General features: G+C 31.8%; 17 protein-coding genes and 2 rRNA genes. 14 read left to right on the plus strand and 5 right to left on the minus strand.

The genetic code is table 11. From position 1 onward, the window contains the following. The 4 genes from RMO70_RS10700 to RMO70_RS10715 all read left to right on the plus strand — a co-directional run. Positions 1–140 (plus strand): 23S ribosomal RNA (locus RMO70_RS10700); the annotation flags it as partial. A 182-nt stretch (positions 141–322) separates the two neighbouring features. Further along, positions 323–432 (plus strand): 5S ribosomal RNA (rrf, locus tag RMO70_RS10705). 268 nt (positions 433–700) lie between these two features. Further along, a complete protein-coding gene (locus tag RMO70_RS10710) occupies positions 701–1,969 on the plus strand; it encodes a Y-family DNA polymerase (RefSeq protein WP_310556430.1) in 1,269 nt (422 codons plus the stop codon). Next, on the plus strand, positions 1,960–2,397 hold the full coding sequence (locus tag RMO70_RS10715) for a translesion error-prone DNA polymerase V autoproteolytic subunit (RefSeq protein ID WP_310556431.1): 438 nt from the start codon (positions 1,960–1,962) through the stop codon (positions 2,395–2,397). Before RMO70_RS10710 ends, RMO70_RS10715 begins: the two co-directional genes overlap by 10 nt. Here the strand turns inward: RMO70_RS10715 and recJ are convergent, their stop codons facing one another. The 3 genes from recJ to RMO70_RS10730 are packed head-to-tail and all read right to left on the minus strand — an operon-like array spanning position 2,398 to position 5,579. Next, on the minus strand, positions 2,398–4,086 hold the full coding sequence (gene recJ / locus RMO70_RS10720) for a single-stranded-DNA-specific exonuclease RecJ (protein ID WP_310556432.1): 1,689 nt from the start codon (positions 4,084–4,086) through the stop codon (positions 2,398–2,400). Between the two features lie 11 nt (positions 4,087–4,097). Further along, positions 4,098–4,775: a 16S rRNA (cytidine(1402)-2'-O)-methyltransferase gene (rsmI, locus tag RMO70_RS10725; protein WP_310556433.1), complete on the minus strand. Its 678-nt coding sequence runs from the start codon at positions 4,773–4,775 to the stop codon at positions 4,098–4,100. After that, entirely contained in the window at positions 4,776–5,579 is an 804-nt protein-coding gene (locus RMO70_RS10730; RefSeq protein WP_310556434.1) for a hypothetical protein, read from the minus strand. A 102-nt stretch (positions 5,580–5,681) separates the two neighbouring features. On the opposite strand from RMO70_RS10730, the gene RMO70_RS10735 reads away from it, so the two are divergent. From RMO70_RS10735 to RMO70_RS10750, 4 genes are all read left to right on the plus strand, one after another. Beyond that, complete coding sequence (locus tag RMO70_RS10735) at positions 5,682–6,290, plus strand: thymidine kinase (RefSeq protein WP_310556435.1); 609 nt, start codon at positions 5,682–5,684, stop codon at positions 6,288–6,290. Beyond that, the gene (locus RMO70_RS10740) at positions 6,291–8,735 is read left to right on the plus strand and encodes a bifunctional UDP-N-acetylmuramoyl-tripeptide:D-alanyl-D-alanine ligase/alanine racemase (RefSeq protein ID WP_310556436.1); all 2,445 of its coding nucleotides are present in this window, start codon (positions 6,291–6,293) and stop codon (positions 8,733–8,735) included. 84 nt (positions 8,736–8,819) lie between these two features. Further along, entirely contained in the window at positions 8,820–9,236 is a 417-nt protein-coding gene (mscL, locus tag RMO70_RS10745) for a large conductance mechanosensitive channel protein MscL (protein ID WP_310556437.1), read from the plus strand. A gap of 239 nt (positions 9,237–9,475) precedes the next feature. Beyond that, a complete protein-coding gene (locus RMO70_RS10750) occupies positions 9,476–10,465 on the plus strand; it encodes an aspartate-semialdehyde dehydrogenase (protein ID WP_310556438.1) in 990 nt (329 codons plus the stop codon). A 61-nt stretch (positions 10,466–10,526) separates the two neighbouring features. Here the strand turns inward: RMO70_RS10750 and RMO70_RS10755 are convergent, their stop codons facing one another. Beyond that, positions 10,527–10,910, minus strand: coding sequence for a transcriptional repressor (locus RMO70_RS10755; protein WP_310556439.1), 384 nt, complete (start codon positions 10,908–10,910; stop codon positions 10,527–10,529). 90 nt (positions 10,911–11,000) lie between these two features. Here RMO70_RS10755 and RMO70_RS10760 point away from each other — a divergent pair, with 90 nt between their 5' ends. The 6 genes from RMO70_RS10760 to RMO70_RS10785 all read left to right on the plus strand — a co-directional run bounded on the left by RMO70_RS10760 (position 11,001) and on the right by RMO70_RS10785 (position 18,121). Then, positions 11,001–11,348 (plus strand): MerC family mercury resistance protein, encoded by a 348-nt coding sequence (locus RMO70_RS10760; RefSeq protein WP_310556440.1) that lies wholly within the window; start codon positions 11,001–11,003, stop codon positions 11,346–11,348. 271 nt (positions 11,349–11,619) lie between these two features. Further along, complete coding sequence (locus tag RMO70_RS10765; RefSeq protein ID WP_310556441.1) at positions 11,620–11,967, plus strand: hypothetical protein; 348 nt, start codon at positions 11,620–11,622, stop codon at positions 11,965–11,967. A gap of 69 nt (positions 11,968–12,036) precedes the next feature. Beyond that, positions 12,037–14,418: a TonB-dependent receptor plug domain-containing protein gene (locus tag RMO70_RS10770; protein ID WP_310556442.1), complete on the plus strand. Its 2,382-nt coding sequence runs from the start codon at positions 12,037–12,039 to the stop codon at positions 14,416–14,418. A gap of 36 nt (positions 14,419–14,454) precedes the next feature. Further along, positions 14,455–15,051, plus strand: a complete 597-nt coding sequence (locus tag RMO70_RS10775) for a type 1 periplasmic binding fold superfamily protein (protein ID WP_310556443.1) — start codon at positions 14,455–14,457, stop codon at positions 15,049–15,051. A gap of 110 nt (positions 15,052–15,161) precedes the next feature. Continuing rightward, entirely contained in the window at positions 15,162–17,282 is a 2,121-nt protein-coding gene (locus tag RMO70_RS10780; protein WP_310556444.1) for a prolyl oligopeptidase family serine peptidase, read from the plus strand. Positions 17,283–17,335: 53 nt separating this feature from the next. Beyond that, positions 17,336–18,121 carry a TlpA disulfide reductase family protein gene (locus RMO70_RS10785; protein ID WP_310556445.1) on the plus strand — a complete coding sequence of 262 codons (786 nt, stop codon included), beginning with the start codon at positions 17,336–17,338 and terminating at the stop codon, positions 18,119–18,121. A 143-nt stretch (positions 18,122–18,264) separates the two neighbouring features. Here RMO70_RS10785 and RMO70_RS10790 read toward each other — a convergent pair whose 3' ends face one another. Then, entirely contained in the window at positions 18,265–18,846 is a 582-nt protein-coding gene (locus tag RMO70_RS10790; RefSeq protein ID WP_310556446.1) for a tRNA-(ms[2]io[6]A)-hydroxylase, read from the minus strand. Between the last annotated feature and the right edge of the window lie 46 nt (positions 18,847–18,892).

The following is an 18,892-nucleotide window of genomic DNA, read 5'->3' on the forward strand; positions in this document are numbered from 1 at the left end:
TGAAAGCATATAAGCGCGAAACCCACCACAAGATGAGATTTCTTTTAAGGGTCGTGGAAGATGACCACGTTGATAGGCTATAGATGTAAAGGCAGTAATGTCATAGTCGAGTAGTACTAATAACCCGTAAGCTTATGTACACACCTTTTCCCGAGTCGCAAGACTCGGGAAGAAACTTTCTAATTACAAACATTTTTATCTCAGTATGTTAAGATATTTTCCAGCCAAGCTGGATAAGTCTTAAAGTTTGAAAGTCAAAAGTCATAACATCCATAGAAGGAGTTTAAGACATTAGACATTTAGAGTTTAGACTAATAATTCTTAAGGTGGTTATTGCGGCGGGGCTCACCTCTTCCCATCTCGAACAGAGAAGTTAAGCCCGCCTGCGCAGATGGTACTGCAATTTTGTGGGAGAGTATGTCGTCGCCTTTCTTTTGAAAAACCTTATCCAAACGGATAGGGTTTTTTTGTTTTTATTAGGATCGACGTGTTCGCCTAACGGCTCGGTTCGTCGCCTTTCTTTTGAAAAACCCTATCCAAACGGATAGGGTTTTTTTGTTTACTTTTCTCTCAATATCTTTTGATTGTAAGTATAACCTATAGCTCCTAATTTAATAAAATGTATATTAATGCAACCTCAAATTATAAAAAATAGTTTATGAGAATGTTTTATTTAATTTATACATCATAACTTTACGGAATGTATGCTATTGTAGATTGTAATAATTTTTATGCTTCTTGTGAGCGTGTTTTTCATCCTGAATTTATAGGTAAACCCATTGTTGTTTTGTCAAATAATGATGGTTGTGTCATTGCTAGAAGTGAGGAGGTTAAAGAGCTTGGTATTGCAATGGGTAATCCTGAATTTAAAATTAGGGATGATTTGAAACGTTTGAATGTGAAAGTTTTTTCTTCAAATTATGCTTTATATGGTGATTTAAGTAACCGTGTGATGATTATTTTGAAACAGTTTTCTCCGAATGTTGAGATTTACAGTATAGATGAGGCTTTTATAAATTTTGAAGGGATGAGTGTTGGAGATTATCAATATTGTGGATTTCAAATGAAAGAAAGACTCCAAAAATGGTTGGGTCTTCCAGTTTCTATAGGGTTTGCACCTACTAAGGTATTGTCAAAAATAGCTAATAAAATAGCTAAAAAATTTCCTGATAGGACTAAAAGTGTTTACATTATTGACTCCGAAGAAAAACGGATTAAGGCTTTAAAATGGACTAAAATTCAAGATGTTTGGGGTATTGGTTTCAGATTATCTAAAAAATTAATTGCTAGAAATGTGATGACTGCTTTTGATTTTGTGCAGCCAGAGCAGGAAAATTGGATTAAGCGAGAAATGGGTGTTGTTGGTTTGCGACTTAAAAATGAATTGGAAGGAAAATCAGTATTGGAATTTGATGAACCTAGAGTTTCTAAAAAATCAATTGCAATTACTCGTAGTTTTGAGTCTAAATTATCTTCTTTTGATGATTTGAAAGAGCGTATTTCTACTTTTGCTACTATATGCGCAGAAAAATTACGCAAGCAAAATACTTGTTGTTATACTGTAATTGTTTTTATTAAAAAAGATAAATATCAGAATTCTAGTCAACGATATTATTATAGTATGATGGAAACACTTCCGTTTGCTAGTAATTCGAATATTACGATTAGTAACTTGGCAATAAAGATGATGAAACAAATGTATGAGCCAAATCAAAAATATCAAAAAGGAGGAGTTATTGTCACTCAAATTATTCCACAAGATGCCAAACAGTTTCATTTGTTTGAAGAAGAAAATCCTAAGCACCAAAAATTGATGGAAGTTATGGATTATCTTCATAAAAAAATGGGGCAACGAAAAATACGTTTAGGCAATCAGGATTTGCAACGTACTTGGAAAATGCGTCAGAACCATTTGTCAAAAAATTTCACTACAGATATTAACGATATTATTGAAGTACAATGCAAATAGAAAATAGCAAACTCATTTTTTTTATTCCAGATTATGTAAATACTAATGAATATTCTTTTATTTCAGATGGTATTAAAGCTGGATTTCCTTCACCTGCCGCAGATTTTGATGGTACAAAAATTAGTTTAGACTCGTTTTTGGTAAAAAATAAAGAAGCAACATTTTATGCTCGTGCAAAAGGGAATTCAATGATTGGTGCAGGGATTAATGATGGTGATATTCTCGTTATTGACAGAAGTTTAGAGCCTATAAACAATAAAATTGCAGTTTGTTTAATTGATGGTGAATTTACTGTCAAACGTATTAAAATTGAAAAAAATTGTGTATATCTAGTACCTGAAAATGATGATTATAAACCAATTCTAGTTACTGAAGATACTACTTTGATTGTCTGGGGAATTGTAACGTATGTTATAAAAAGCTTGTAATTACTGAATATCTCGCAGTTTTAATTGCAATGTGGTTGTTCCATTCCATTCATTTTCATCAATCGAATAAAGACCTTCAAAAGATTTTTGGTTTAAAGTAATATTTATTTTTTTAGCTAAATTAAATCCTATTGCTGCAAAACCTTCACTATTGTTTTGTTTTACAAACAAACGCAAGTGTTCTTCATTTTTCCCTAAAGTTTTTGAATAACCAGTATCTCGAATATTTTTTGAAATAAAAACAGGAGTCATATTTTGCGGTCCAAAGGGCTCAAATTGCTTTAAAATTCTAAAAAATTTATCGTTTATATCGTTTAAATCAATCTCTGTATCTACTGTGATTTCTGGAGTTCGTAAATGTTCTGGAATGGTTTGTTTTACAACTTCTTCAAATTTATTTTTGAATACTTTGTAATTGCCTTCGTTCAAAGTCATTCCTGCAGCATACATATGTCCGCCAAACTGTTCTAAATGTTCTGCGCTGGCTTCTAAAGCATTATAAATATCAAAATCTTTTACAGATCTTGCTGATGCAGCTAGTTTGTCTCCACTTTTGGTGAAAACAATCGTTGGTTTGTAATGTGTTTCTATAATTCGGGAGGCTACAATTCCAATAACTCCTTTGTGCCAATCTTCTTGATAAACTACATTAGTATAGTTGTTTTCTTCTTCATTATTCTCGATTTGTTGTAATGCTTCTTGTGTAATTTTTTTGTCTAAATCTTTTCTGTCTGAGTTAAAAATTTCTATTTGAGAAGCAAATTCCTCTGCTTGTGGCAAATCGAATTCAGTCAATAACTCGACGGCATAATTGCCGTGCTTTATTCTTCCAGCTGCATTAATCCTTGGAGCAATAATAAATACGACATCGGTAATAGTCAAAACTTTTTTCTTCAAATTCTGAATCAATGCTTTAATTCCTGGTCTCGGATTTGAATTGATGACTTCCAATCCAAATTTTGCCAAAATGCGATTTTCACCAGTCATAGGAACAATATCTGCAGCAATAGCAGTAGCTACTAAATCCAAATAAGGAAGCAAATCATCAATCGTTTGATTTCTGTTTTTTGCTAATGCTTGAATGAGTTTAAAACCGACTCCGCAACCACACAATTCATCGTAAGGATAATGACAATCATCTCGTTTTGGATCTAAAACAGCTACAGCATCAGGCAAAATAAGACCGGGTCTGTGGTGATCGCAAATTATAAAGTCAATGTTTTTTTCTTTGGCGTAGGTTATATGATCGATAGATTTTATACCACAATCTAGCGCTATGATTAAAGTAATTCCATTGTCATCTGCAAAATCAATTCCTTTATAAGAAATACCATAGCCTTCATCGTAACGATCAGGAATATAGGTAGCAATATTGGTATAATATGTTTTTAAATAAGAGGAAACGAGTGAGACAGCAGTTGTTCCATCTACATCGTAATCGCCAAAAATTAAAATATTTTCATTGTTTTTGATCGCTTTTTCCACTCGATTAACTGCTTTATCCATATCTTTCATCAAATAAGGATTGTGTAAATCGTTTAAACTAGGGCGAAAAAACTGTTTGGCTTGATCGTAAGTTTCAATGCCACGTTGAATCAAAAGTGTCGCAATAATCGGGTCAACCTGTAAATCGTTTTGTAAGGCTTGTACTTTTTGCTTTTCGGCTTTCGGTTTTAGTGTCCAACGCATTTTGGCTATAATTATTTTAAACTTTTTCCCATAACACAAACCACAATTTCTCCTTTTGGAGGTTTCATTTCAAAGTGTTTTAAAACTTCTGTAGCGGTTCCTCTTACAGTTTCTTCGTGTAATTTTGATATTTCTCTAGAAACAGAAACAAGTCTTTCAGCTCCAAAATATTGAATAAATTCGCCTATCGTCTTGACTAATTTGTGTGGAGAAACATACAAAATCATTGTGCGAGTTTCTTCGGCTAGAGCTAAATACCTGGTTTGGCGTCCTTTTTTATCAGGTAAAAATCCTTCAAATATAAATTTATCATTTGGGAATCCACTATTGACTAATGCAGGTACAAATGCTGTGGCTCCAGGCAAACAGTCTACTTCAATATTGTTTTCTACACAAGCTCGTGTGAGCAAAAAACCTGGGTCTGAAATCGCAGGTGTTCCTGCATCAGAAATTAAAGCAATGTTTTCTCCCGCTTTTAATCTGGAAATGATATTTTCGACCGTTTTATGTTCGTTATGCATATGATGACTGTGCATATGAGTTGAAATTTCAAAATGTTTCAAAAGTTTACCACTAGTTCGTGTGTCTTCTGCAAGAATTAGATCGACCTCTTTCAGAACTCGAATCGCTCTAAAAGTCATGTCTTCCAAATTGCCAATTGGTGTTGGTACTAAATATAATTTTCCCATTTATGAAAATTTACTTTCCACAATTTCCATAAATCTATTGGCAAATTCGTCCTGATTTTCCCAATTATTGTAATCAGGTTTTACCATTTTGGTAATAAAATTTTTGGCTTCGTCCACATTGTCAAAGGTGCTTATTTGCGAAATTACCCTATTGAAATCTTCGCTACTTCCTCCAAAAAGATTTTTTTCGAAAGCAATTTTATCATTTAAACCTATATTAATTGATTTTTTTAGTTTGTCATTTAAGTTTGAGGCATCTACTTTATCAAAAACATATTCTTTGGGTTCTGGAATATCTATAAATTTTGAATTTTCAATAGTATTTTGAGCTACTTTATCATCAATTATTTTTGATATTTCTTCTGGAATTTTAGTTTCTTCAATAACAATTTTTTCAAAAACAGGTTCCATTTGGGTAGTAACAAGTAAGTCTTCGATTAAAATTTGTTTTTTATCAACTTTTGGAATTTCAATGATTGGTGTTTCTTCAATTTCAACGCTTTCTTCCGCTTCGATTGTTTTCGCTTCTATAATTTCAATGACAGGGATTTCTATTTTTTTAGGAGTTTCATCCATAACCAATTCATTTTTTAAACTAAAAACGTTTTCCAGTTTTTGTTCAACTTCTGCTAATCCAATAGTTGGTTTTGCATTTCCAAAATTTTCTTCCACAAACAATAAAACAGATAGTTTTTCGTATAGTTTTTGAGTTTCAAGATGTAATTCTCGAACATCTTCCTTGCTTTTTAGCTTCAAAATACGGTGCGCAATGCTAATTAAATCGGCTTCTAACTTTTTTTTCATAACTTTTAGTATTATACTGAATAAAGCTTTGGTTTTTTAATAAATTTGTTTCAGTTACAAAGTAATAAAAACTATTCATTTTTAGCACCAGAAAAATAAAAAATGTTTCTCGAAAATACAGTAAATCATAAAGAACAGTTTGGTTGGATCGAAGTTATTTGCGGTTCGATGTTTTCGGGAAAAACCGAAGAGCTCATACGTCGTTTAAAAAGAGCACAATTTGCCAAACAAAAAGTTGAAATTTTTAAACCATCCATCGATACACGATATGATGAAGAAAAGGTAGTTTCTCACGATGCCAACGAAATTCGTTCCACACCAGTTCCTGCCGCTGCAAATATTGCTATTTTGGCGCAAGGTTGCGATGTAGTAGGAATTGACGAAGCACAGTTTTTTGATGATGAAATTGTAAAAATTTGCAATGATCTTGCCAATTCTGGTATTCGTGTTATTGTAGCAGGGTTGGATATGGATTTCAAAGGAAATCCCTTTGGACCTATGCCTGCGCTGATGGCAACTGCGGAATATGTGACTAAAGTACACGCCGTTTGTACTCGAACAGGAAATCTTGCCAATTATAGTTTTCGGAAAACCGACAATGACAAATTGGTTATGCTTGGAGAAACCGAAGAATATGAGCCATTGAGTCGTGCCGCTTATTTTAATGCGATGAAAAGAAATAGTGAAATGGAAAATTTAAAAAATAAATAATTGAATTTATCCATCAAAAATATAATTCCAATTCTAAATGCCAACTTTCAAGGCATCGATCAAGATGTTTATTTTGATAACGTTTCCATCGACAGTCGTTCATTTCAAAACAATAATAAAACACTTTTTTTTGCAATTGTTGGAATCAATAATGACGCACATACCTATATTGAGGAATTAGTCAAAATGGGTGTCCAAAATTTTGTAGTTACTCATATTCCTAAAGGTTTATCAGGAAAAGCCAATTTTTTAATTCTCGAAAATACACTTTCGGCATTGCAAAATTTTGCCAGCTATTACAGAAATCTTTTTGATTTCCCGATTGTTGGTATAACGGGAAGCAACGGAAAAACTATTGTCAAAGAATGGTTGAATTTCTTATTGAGTCCAGATTATACTATTATTAGAAGTCCAAAAAGCTACAATTCACAAGTTGGTGTGCCACTTTCAGTTATTGGGATTAACGAAAAACACAATTTTGGTATTTTTGAAGCAGGAATTTCTACCATAAATGAAATGGAGCATCTTCACAAAATTATCAATCCAACCATTGGTATTTTAACTAATATTGGTTCGGCTCACGACGAAGGGTTTGCTGATATTTCTCAAAAAATCAAAGAAAAACTAAAACTTTTTTCAACTGTAGACGTTTTAATACTGAATAAAAATAAAACTATTGAAGTTTTTTTAAATCCAAAAATTAAAACATTTACTTGGAGTACAAACGATAAATCAGCCGATGTTTTTTTTCAAAAGAAAACATATAGCAACCACTCTATTTTAAATATAACATACGCAAATCAATGTTTTAAAATCAAAATTCCTTTTACTGACGAAGCTTCAGTCGAAAACAGTATGCATTGCATCCTAACAATGTTACATTTGAAATATGATTTAGAAACCATCGAAAATCGCGTAGCACAATTATTTCCTGTCGAGATGCGACTAAAAGTCAAAAAAGGAATTAACAATTGTACTTTGATTGACGATAGTTATAGTGCCGATTTTCAATCCTTAAAAATCGCATTGGATTTTCTTGAAAATCAAAAACAGCATTTAAAGAAAACACTTATTTTATCAGATATTTTTCAATCAGGCTTGTCCAATGATGATTTGTATGTTCGCGTTTCGCAGTTGTTGGTTTCCAACAAGATTAATCGAGTAATTTGTATTGGCGAAACCATTTCGCAATTCAAGAATAAGTTTCTAAATTCGGTTTCCTTTCCTTCTACCGAAAAGTTTATTGAAGCCTTTGAGACCTTTGATTTTATAAACGAAACCATACTCATAAAGGGCTCTCGTCATTTTGAATTCGAAAAAATCGTATCACTTCTTGAAGAAAAAACACACGAAACCGTACTTGAAATCAACTTGAATGCTATAAGTCACAACTTAAACTATTATAAATCGAAACTAAACCCAAAAACTAAGTTAATGGTAATGGTCAAAGCTTTTGGTTATGGTAGTGGTGGGTATGAAATTGCAAAATTACTAGCCCATCATAAAGTAGATTATCTAGGAGTGGCTTTCGCCGATGAAGGGATTGAATTAAGAAAACAAGGAATTGAATTGCCTATAATGGTTCTAAATCCAGAAATGACAAGTTTTCAATCTATAATTCAATACAATCTAGAACCCGAAATATATAGTATCCGACAATTGAAAGCTTTTTTGAAAATTGCCGAATCAAAACAGTTAAATCAATATCCAATTCATATTAAAATTGATACAGGAATGCATCGACTGGGTTTTGAAAACGATGCAATTGCAGAATTGATAGCAATTTTAGAAAAAGACACAACAGTACAAGTTAAAAGTATTTTATCACATTTAGCCGCCAGTGACGACTTGACTCACGATGTTTTCACGAAAAAGCAAATTTCTGATTTTGAAAAAATTGCTTCTAAAATGGAATCAAAACTAAACATCAAAACGATAAAACACATTTCAAACACTTCAGGAATAAGTAATTATCCAGAAGCACAATTTGATATGGTTCGACTAGGAATTGGTTTGTATGGCATTTCAAACGACGAAAAAGAAACTATTTTACTAGAAAATGTGGGCAGTTTAAAATCGATTATATCCCAAATTAAAACCCTAAATAAAGGGGATAGCGTTGGTTATGGTCGAAGATTTATGGTTGAAAATCAGACAAAAATAGCCACAATTCCCATTGGTTATGCCGACGGAATTTTTAGAAGTTGGGGTAACAAGGTTGGACACGTGTTAATAAACAATCAAAAAGCCGCAATCGTAGGAAGTATTTGTATGGATATGTTGATGGTCGATGTAACCCCAATAAACTGCAAGGAAGGAAACGAAGTTGTCATTTTCGGAAAAAATTTACCCGTCACAGAAATCGCATCTAAATTAAAAACAATCTCCTATGAAATACTTACAAGTGTATCTCAACGGGTAAAACGTGTATTTTATCGAGAATAGTCACTTTTTTTATTTAACAAATGTTTTATTTAACATTTTTTTTTGTTAAATTTGATTATTAATTTTAACTAAAACAAACAAATTATGGGATTTTTCGCAGATTTTAAAGCTTCTTTAATGAAGGGTGATGTATTAAGTTTAGCAACTGCAGTTGTTATTGGTGGTGCCTTTGGTAAAATTGTTGGTTCAGCAGTTGATGATATCATTATGCCAATAGTTGGTGTACTAACAGGTGGTATTGATTTCACAAAAAAATTTATATCTTTAGATGGAAATTCTTACGAGAATCTTGCAAAAGCAAAAGAAGCTGGAGCAGCTTGTTTAACTTACGGAAATTTGGTTCAAGCAGTTATTAACTTTGTTATTATTGCCTTGTTTATTTTTGTAATATTAAGAGCTGCTGAAAAAGCTAAGAAAAAAGAAGTGGAAGCTCCTGCTGCACCGGCTGGACCAACACAAGAAGAATTGCTTACACAAATTAGAGATTTATTAAAAAAGTAATTTCCGCTACATTATATATTCTAACTAAACCGCTTCTTAACTGAGGCGGTTTTTCTTTTTTAATTTGGGGTTACCGCTGAAAAAGCGGTCGGGCTATCCGCTTGTAGTCCTCGCACTTCCTTCGTCAGGCTGTGGGCTACCGCTTTTATCCCTAACCCGAACAAAGACATTAAAAGAAAATAAATTTCTAATAAAAAATAGTTATTTTTGCAATTCAATAGTAATAATCCAATCTTCAAATGAAAGTAGCCGTAGTAGGAGCCACCGGAATGGTAGGCGAAGTAATGCTTCAAATATTAGCAGAAAGAAATTTTCCTGTAACCGAATTAATTCCTGTAGCTTCAGAAAAATCTGTGGGAAAAGAAATTGAATTTAAAGGAAAAAAATATAAAGTTGTAGGAATGCAAACTGCAATTGATAGGAAAGCAGATATTGCTTTGTTTTCTGCTGGTGGAGAAACATCGTTGGAATGGGCACCAAAATTTGCAGAAGCTGGAACTACAGTTATCGATAATTCTTCCGCTTGGAGAATGGATCCAACAAAAAAGTTGGTTGTTCCAGAAATAAATGGTTCGATATTGACCAAAGACGACAAAATAATTCCCAATGCAAACTGTTCTACCATTCAATTGGTTATGGCACTAGCACCATTGCATAAAAAATATAAAGTAAAAAGAGTAATTGTATCCACCTACCAATCTATCACTGGAACAGGTGTAAAAGGAGTACAACAACTCGAAAACGAATATGCTGGAATACAAGGCGAAATGGCTTATAAATACCCAATTCATCGCAACGCTATCCCACATTGCGATAGCTTTGAAGACAATGGTTACACCAAAGAAGAAATGAAACTCGTTCGGGAAACACAAAAAATTTTAGACGACAGAACCATTGCTGTTACTGCAACAGCGGTTCGAGTTCCAATAGTGGGCGGACATAGCGAAGCGGTGAATGTCGAATTTGAAAATGATTTTGATGTAGATGATGTTCGCAGACTTTTGCACAATACACCAGGCATAACTGTTCAAGATAATTTAGACACGTTTACGTATCCAATGCCATTGTACGCAGAAGGGAAGGACGATGTTTTTGTAGGTCGTATTCGTCGTGATCACAGTCAACCTAATTCTTTAAATATGTGGATTGTTGCCGATAATTTACGCAAAGGAGCTGCCACAAATACAGTTCAAATTGCAGAATATTTGGTTAAGAATAGTTTAGTTTAATTTTTTTTACATCAATAAAAACGTTTTACTTAAAATAATAAAAGTAAAACGTTTTTTTATTTTAAATACAATTTGGACACAAGCCTGTCAAAGTAAAATTCATTTCCTTTATTTTATAATTTTCAGGAAGTTTAAAACTAGGTACCACATTATCCAAACAAGTTACCGCAAGGCATTTTTCACAATTGAAGTGAATGTGATTGTGTGTATGTGTATCGTCTTTATGCATATGATTGCAACTTGCATATTTTACTATTCCTTCAGGAGTGGCGATTTTATGAACTAAATCTTCATTAACCAATCTTTCTAAAACTCTATAAATAGTTACTCTATCACACAAGCCATTTAAAATATTTTGAATTTCTATATGTGATAATGCTACCTCAGAATGGCTTATTAATTCTAAAATGGCGGATTTTGATGGAGTATTTCGGATAGTTTTCATTTTATTTTGAAAAATTATCGCAATATAGTTGCGTTAATGTAAAATTAAATTATATTTGCAACATAATTGCATTAAGCAAATATAATTTAAATGAGAACAAAACAATCACAAATTTTAGATTTATTAGGAATTTCTAGTACCACTATTTGTTTGGTTCATTGCTTTGTTTTCCCGTTATTGACAATTTTTCAATTTGGTTTTATTGATAATCCCTTGACAGATATTGCATTTGCAGTCATTGGAATGTTTGTTGTTTCTAGAGTTCTAATGAGTGATGCATATTTTATGGTTAAATTTATTTTGTTAATTTCTGCTTTAATTGTAATACTTGGAGTCGTTATGGGAATTATTTTTAAAACAGATTCTTTACTTATTATAATTGGAGGAATTGGAATGATTACAGGACATACTATCAATTTAAAATTGCATAAACATTAATCATAATTCTTGTAAAAAATATAATAAGTGAAACTTTACTAATAAAAATATTAAAAAGAAATTGACTTTGGTTGGTCAATTTATTAGTTGATAGTTACGTACTACTTTTAAAAGTGGACTTAATTATTTTAAAAGCCAGCTTTGGTTGGTTGGTTTTAGTTAATTTTTGAACAGCTCATTAATTTAATGAGCTGTTTTTTAGTTTTTAAAAAACTATTAAAATTGTTAATATCATATAGATTATACATTTGAATTATTATATTTGTCACTTATGAAAAATAAACTGGCCATAATAAACTTTTCTTTAATGATTGCAGTATTGTTCTCAATGCTGTTTCAATCATTGCATAGTTATGAGCATTTGATAGCGGAACTTACCAAAGAAAAATGTCACAAAAAACACATTGGTATAGGAACACAAGTAACACACGAACATAATAGTTTAGAACATTGTTTTGTTTGCGAGTTCACATTTAGTCATTTTACTTCTTCCACTTTAAATTCATTTAAGTCTAGTATTTTTGGTAATTTCTTTAAAAATTACTTTTTTTATATAAATGAAATTCATCAATTCTACAATGGAATTTCGTATCTTCTTCGTGGACCACCAATAGTTTAAAATATTTTTTTTGCAAAGACCACTTTTGAAAGTTGGTGGTTGTTTGTGTTTATATTTTAAATTAAAAAAATGCTAAAAAAACTAATGTTTAGTTTTTTACTACTTATTTGTAATTGCGCATTGTGTCAATACAAAATAAGTGGTAAAATTCTTGGTGAGAACAACAAACCGCTAGAAGGCTGCCATATCCATATAGGAACCAAAACGGTTTCTAGTAATTCCCTAGGAGAATATGTAATTAATAATTTGCCTAGTGGTACGATAGAAATTTTCATTTCAAATTTAGGGTATAAATCAATAAATGAAATTGTCGTTTTGAACAATGATTTTGTTTACAATAGTACTCTAGTTCCTGTTGTGAATTTCCTTAAAGACGTTTTGATATCTAAAAAGAGAAATACGGAGAACAATTCTATTTTGGAACAGAAAATCAAAGCGGAAACTATCGAAAAATACAGCAATCAAACTCTAGGAGATGCCTTGAGAGAAATTGCTGGAGTTACTATTTTGCGAACAGGAAGTAATATTGTAAAACCTATAATCAATGGTTTGCACTCTTCTCGAGTACCTATTATTAGTAACAATGTTCGTCTTGAAGATCAACAATGGGGTTCTGAGCATGCACCTAATTTTGATATTAATGCAGCTGGAAAAATTACGGTTATCAAAGGCGCATCGGGTTTGCAATATGGTGGAGATGCAGTTGGAGGTTTAGTTATTATTGAACCAATTAGTATTAAAAAAGATACCTTGATTGGGAAGACTATTACAAATGGTTCTTCAAATGGAAGAGGAGGAACTATAAGTACAAGTCTTCACAAAGGAAATTTTTGCGATTGGAGTTGGAATGCATTGGGAACTTTTAAATATTTTGGAGATAGAAACTCGGCGAATTACGTATTGTCAAATTCTGGAAATCGAGAACTCAATTTTTCTGGCGATATTAAATTCACTGGAAAAAAATATGATGTTTCGGCTTTTTATAGTTTGTATAACGCACAAATCGGCATTTTGAGTGCATCTCATATTGGGAGTTCATTTGATTTGTATAATTCAATCGACAATCTAATTCCGTCGGTTATAAAAGATTTTACATACAATTTAAAAAGTCCAAAACAAGAAGTTAAACACCATTTAGCAAAATTTAATTTTAACTATTCTATTGATGAATCGTCTTCTTTGGCATTTCAATATTCGTATCAATTTAATAAAAGATTAGAATTTGATATTCGTCGCGGTTCATACAAGAACACAGCTGCTCTGGATTTAGAATTGGTTACACATACAATAAAACTGGATTACAAAAAAGAATTCCAGGATTGGGTAGTGCTATCAGGGTTGAATTTAGAAAATCAAAAAAATAAAGCAAGTACATTGACTGGAGTTCGTCCATTAATCCCTGATTATTTCAAAAACGATTTTGGAATGTATGGCATTTCTAAATATACATTTTCTGAATCATTGACTTTAGATTTTGGTTTACGGTATGATTTTTCAAATACTAATGCAGTAAAATATTATTTAAAATCGAGATGGGATGAAAGAGGTTTTAATACCCAGTTTTCTAATTTTATTGTTGGTGAAAGTGGCAACCAATGGTTGACAAAACCCCGTTTTACGTTTCATAATCTATCGGGAAGTATTGGGTTGCATAAACAAATTGATGTCGATTTAGATTGGTATTTTAATATTAGTTTAGCATCAAGAAATCCAAATCCATCCGAATTTTTTAGTGATGGTTTGCATCATTCGACGGGACAAATTGAATTGGGTGATTTAGGATTACAAAAAGAACAATCCTATAAATTTTCAACAACTTTGCAAAAAAAATGGTCTAAATTTTCTATGGAAATTAATCCGTACATCAATAAAATTAACAATTATATGTTTTTGAAACCAAATGATATTGAAGAAACAATTCGTGGTGTTTTTCCAGTTTGGGATTATCAGCAAACCAATGCTTTATTGACTGGATTGGATTTTAATTCAACTTGGAATTTAGGAAAATCTTGGCAGCATCATTTTTCGTTTGCATCAGTTAATGGTTTTGATGTATCAAATAATGAACCGCTAATTGCGATGCCGCCACTTACTTTTTCGAATAAAATTCAGTTTGTGAAAAAAGATTTTCACGGTTTGGTTTTAGAATTAAAAAATGAAGTTGTTTTGAGACAAACTCAATTTCCTGACACTAATTTTAAGACTGAAATTCTTGTAAATAATGAATTTGTTAAAGTCGATGTCGATATAAGTTCGCCACCTGAAGGGTATCAGTTATGGAGCTTTTATTCAGAAATGAAATTTAAAACTTTCAAAAAATCATTTACAACAGTTACATTTTCTGTTCAAAATATAGTAAACACAAATTACAGAGATTACTTAAACAGTCAACGATTTTTTGTTGACGAATTGGGTAGGAACTTTCAAATTCAATTAAAATTCAATTATTAATAAACTGAATATAAAATCAGATAAAATACAATTAAAATGAAAAATTTAAAAATTAAAGCAGTAGCAATTTTAGCAATTTTAACAATAACTTCGTGTAGTAACGATGATACCCCAATCATAGTGCCACCAGTAAATGAAGAAGAGCTTATTACGACTGTGACTGCAGTATTTACACCTGTAGGTGGTGGAAATGTAATAACATTACAGTCTAAAGACTTAGATGGGGATGGTCTTGGAAATCCAGTTGTTAGTATTTCGGGTTCATTTGCTTTGGGTAAAACTTATAATGGAGAAGTAACCATTCTTGACGAAACCAAAACACCAACGGATAATATTACAGAAGAGGTCCAGACTGAAGCCGTAGACCATCAATTATTCTATGTAGAAACAGGAACTTTACCCGAATTTGCATATACGCCAATAGCCACTTCACCAACAAATTATGATTCAAACGGTAACCCACTTGGTTTGAAAACCATATTTGTTACTACTACAGCCGCAACAGGTGATTTGAAAATAATCTTGAGACACGAAGGTAATAAATCTGCTCCTGGAGTTTCAGCAGGAGATATTACAAATGCTACAGGAGCAACTGACTTTGAAGTTACTTTTACAGGGATTGTTGTAGAATAAATTTTAGGTTTAAATCATACAAAAAAGCTATTCTTCTTGGATAGCTTTTTTTTTTAACGAAATCCTAACATTTCAATTCTTTATATTTGTTTGAATAAAATTAATAACTAATGAAAAAAATAGTTCTACTAATGCTGGTATCCACTTCAATTGCTTCATTTGGACAAAACAATACTGTTTTAAAATATCCTATCACAGAAAAAAAGCCAGTTACAGACAATTATTTTGACACTAAAGTAACCGATAATTACCGTTGGTTAGAAGACGATAAATCTCCAGAAACAGCAGCTTGGGTAAAGGAACAAAATGTAGTGACTTATGGTTATTTAGATCAAATTCCGTTTCGGAATAGCTTGAAAACAAGAATGACTAAGTTATGGAATTACGAAAAAATTTCTGCTCCATTCAAAGAAGGAAATTTTACTTATTTCTATAAAAATGATGGACTTCAAAATCAATCGGTTCTATATAGAAAAAATGCATCAGGCAAAGAAGAAGTTTTTCTAGATCCAAATACTTTTTCAAAAGACGGAACTTCATCACTTGGCGGTGTTGATTTTTCAAAAGACGGTTCCAAAGTGGCTTATGCCATTTCTGAAGGTGGAAGCGATTGGAGAACTATAATAATTATGGATGCGGTTTCTAAAAAAATACTAGAAAAACCTATTGTTGATGTAAAGTTTAGTGGTGTTTCTTGGAAGGGAAACAATGGATTTTATTATTCAAGCTATGACAAACCAAAAGGGAGCGAATTGTCTGCAAAAACAGACCAACACAAATTGTATTTTCATCAATTGGGTACAGAACAAACCACAGATAAATTAATTTATGGAGATACAGAAAAACGCCGTTATGTGGGCGGTTACGTTTCTGAGGATGATAATTATTTGTTTATTTCTGCAGCCAATTCAACATCAGGAAACGAATTGTATTTTATAAATTTAAAGGATGAAAAACAAGCCATAAATACCATAATTACAGGATTCGATTCCGATGTATATGTGATAGAAAATGTAAATTCAAAATTTTATATTTCTACTAATCTGAAAGCACCAAACAAACGTATTGTAACTGTTGATGCCAAGAATCCAACCTCAGAAAACTGGAAAAATTTTATTCCTGAAACCGAAAATGTATTGTCCACTTCGTTAGGAAGTGGTTTTTTCTTTGCTAATTATATGAAAGATGCCATTTCGGTGGTAAAACAATATGATTACGATGGTAATCTAGTTCGTGAAATTGCATTGCCAGGTATAGGAACATCGGGAGGTTTTAATGGAAAAAAAGAAGATAAAACGGTGTATTATTCTTTTACAAACTATACAACTCCTGGAACTATTTATGCTTTAGATCCTAAATCAGGAAAATCATCTGTATATCAAAAACCAAAATTGGATTTTAATGGGGATAATTTTGAGTCGAAACAAGTATTTTACACCTCAAAAGATGGTACTAAAATCCCAATGATTATTACTCATAAAAAAGGTTTGAAACTAGATGGTAGAAACCCAACAGTATTGTATGGTTATGGTGGTTTTAATATTAGCTTGACACCAACTTTTAGTATTTCCAATGCTATTTGGTTAGAAAATGGAGGAGTTTATGCGGTGCCAAACCTTCGTGGTGGTGGAGAATACGGAAAAAAATGGCACAATGCAGGAATCAAAATGCAAAAACAAAATGTATTTGACGATTTTATTGCAGCAGCCGAATATTTGATAGACCAAAAATTTACTTCTTCCGATTTTTTAGCGGTTTCAGGTAGATCAAACGGTGGATTACTTGTTGGAGCAACAATGACACAACGACCAGATTTAATGAAAGTAGCTTTGCCTGGAGTTGGCGTACTTGATATGTTGCGCTACCACACGTTTACAGCTGGAGCTGGTTGGGGTTATGATTATGGAACAGTTAATGATTCGAAAGAAATGTTTGATTATTTAAAAGAATATTCGCCTGTTCAAAACATAAAACAAGAAGTAAAATATCCTGCAACACTAATAACCACGGGAGATCACGATGATAGAGTAGTGCCAGCCCATAGTTTTAAGTTTGCTGCAGAATTGCAAGAAAAACAAACAGGGACAAATCCAACTTTAATTCGAATTGATGTAAATGCAGGTCACGGTGCCGGAAAATCAGTAGCTGCTTCCATTCAAGAAAGTGTAGATGTGATTTCGTTTACGCTATTTAATATGGGAATAAAAGCGTTACCAAGTTTGAAGAAATAAATTTTATAATTCATAAGTGTTTGTTTTTTGATTTTAATAAATTGTTAAAGAATATGAAAAAATTATTTTTTTTAGTATTGTTAGTGTCGTCTCAATTAATTTTTGGGCAAGAAAAAATAGCTAAAAAACCAGAATATGTTATTATAATTAACAATGAAATTGTTTCGATGCAGAAAGTTGAAGAATATGGCAAAAATGGGTATATAAAATCAATGAAAAAGGGAGTTTCTGACATAGAAAGGAACGAATTAGTTAAAAAATTCGGTGATAAAATAGGTGAAAAAGAATTCGTTATATTAGTTTCTGTTTTCTCGGAAAGTGAAAAAATTGAAAATGAAAAAGCAACATCTACTTTAATTGTTGAAAACAATAATGAAAACGAAAAGGATGAATATTTGTTAAGAGTAAATGACATTGCAAACGAATTTACTTTAAAATTAATCGATGGAAAAGAAGTAAAATTATCAGATTTGAAAGGTAAAGTTATACTTTTAAATTTTTGGGCGACTTGGTGTAGTCCTTGTATATTAGAGTTTTATGATATTCCTAAAAAAATTATTGAGCCATTTAAAAATAGTGAATTCATTTTTTTACCAATAGCGATAGGAGAAAATATGGAAAAAGTGTTAAAAAAAATGTTGAAGTTAAATAAAGATGGTATTAATTTTAACGTAGGAATTGATCCTGATAAAACAATATGGAATCAATATGCAACGAAATCAATTCCCAAAAATTTTATAATAGATCAAAAAGGAGTAATTAAATTTGTATCAACAGGGAATTCAGAGGGAAATTTAGATAATATAGCAACCGAAATTAGAAAATTATTACTTAATTAAACTTTGTACAACAATAAGTTTACAAAATTTTGATTCTAGATAAATTCCAAATTTAATTTTTTATTTGTAAATTATTTTTTTTTGCTTCCACCAAATTAATTACTTATTACAAATCTATTTGTAATAAGTAATAATTTTTTACATTACCCATGAATGGATTCTTGTTTTCCATATTTTACAATAATAGAATCTTCAAATTCTATCCAGTCTTTCCAGCGTTTGTTGACTTCGGTTTCGTTACCGTATTTTCTGGCAAGAGTTATAAAAGTAGTATAATGTCCTGCTTCGCTTATCATTAAATCTCGATAAAAAGCAGCCATTTCTTCGTCTTTTATATTTTCTGAAAGCACCTTGAAACGCTCGCAACTTCTAGCTTCAATCATTGCTGAAAAGAGCAATCTATCCACAAGGGATTGGGTTCTACTTCCGTCTTTTTTTAGAAATTTGAATAATTCGTTTACATAATTATCCTTGCGTTCTCGACCTAGTTGGTATCCTTTTTTCTTAATCAAATCGTGAACCATTTGTAAATGTTCCAGTTCCTCACGAGCAATTATTAATAGTTCTGTTACTAATTCTTCTTGTTCCGAGTTTTGAGTAATCATCGTTATAGCATTTGTAGCCGCTTTCTGCTCGCACCAAGCGTGATCGGTCAAAATTTCTTCGATGTTGGTTTCTACAATATTTACCCAAGTCGGATCGGTTCTTAATTTGAGACGTAGCATAGTTGTGATTTCAGTTTGTAAATTTAGTAAATAGAATGTTGTAATT

The sequence above is a fragment of the Flavobacterium sp. genome, assembly GCF_031422135.1.
Classification (GTDB): Bacteria; Bacteroidota; Bacteroidia; order Flavobacteriales; family Flavobacteriaceae; genus Flavobacterium.

Coding starts and splice junctions, on each gene's coding strand:
- RMO70_RS10710 (WP_310556430.1), top strand. CDS start 701: ATGTATGCTATTGTAGATTGTAATAATTTTTATGCTTCTTGTGAGCGT.
- RMO70_RS10715 (WP_310556431.1), top strand. CDS start 1,960: ATGCAAATAGAAAATAGCAAACTCATTTTTTTTATTCCAGATTATGTA.
- recJ (WP_310556432.1), bottom strand. CDS start 4,086: ATGCGTTGGACACTAAAACCGAAAGCCGAAAAGCAAAAAGTACAAGCC.
- rsmI (WP_310556433.1), bottom strand. CDS start 4,775: ATGGGAAAATTATATTTAGTACCAACACCAATTGGCAATTTGGAAGAC.
- RMO70_RS10730 (WP_310556434.1), bottom strand. CDS start 5,579: ATGAAAAAAAAGTTAGAAGCCGATTTAATTAGCATTGCGCACCGTATT.
- RMO70_RS10735 (WP_310556435.1), top strand. CDS start 5,682: ATGTTTCTCGAAAATACAGTAAATCATAAAGAACAGTTTGGTTGGATC.
- mscL (WP_310556437.1), top strand. CDS start 8,820: ATGGGATTTTTCGCAGATTTTAAAGCTTCTTTAATGAAGGGTGATGTA.
- RMO70_RS10750 (WP_310556438.1), top strand. CDS start 9,476: ATGAAAGTAGCCGTAGTAGGAGCCACCGGAATGGTAGGCGAAGTAATG.
- RMO70_RS10755 (WP_310556439.1), bottom strand. CDS start 10,910: ATGAAAACTATCCGAAATACTCCATCAAAATCCGCCATTTTAGAATTA.
- RMO70_RS10760 (WP_310556440.1), top strand. CDS start 11,001: ATGAGAACAAAACAATCACAAATTTTAGATTTATTAGGAATTTCTAGT.
- RMO70_RS10765 (WP_310556441.1), top strand. CDS start 11,620: ATGAAAAATAAACTGGCCATAATAAACTTTTCTTTAATGATTGCAGTA.
- RMO70_RS10770 (WP_310556442.1), top strand. CDS start 12,037: ATGCTAAAAAAACTAATGTTTAGTTTTTTACTACTTATTTGTAATTGC.
- RMO70_RS10775 (WP_310556443.1), top strand. CDS start 14,455: ATGAAAAATTTAAAAATTAAAGCAGTAGCAATTTTAGCAATTTTAACA.
- RMO70_RS10780 (WP_310556444.1), top strand. CDS start 15,162: ATGAAAAAAATAGTTCTACTAATGCTGGTATCCACTTCAATTGCTTCA.
- RMO70_RS10785 (WP_310556445.1), top strand. CDS start 17,336: ATGAAAAAATTATTTTTTTTAGTATTGTTAGTGTCGTCTCAATTAATT.
- RMO70_RS10790 (WP_310556446.1), bottom strand. CDS start 18,846: ATGCTACGTCTCAAATTAAGAACCGATCCGACTTGGGTAAATATTGTA.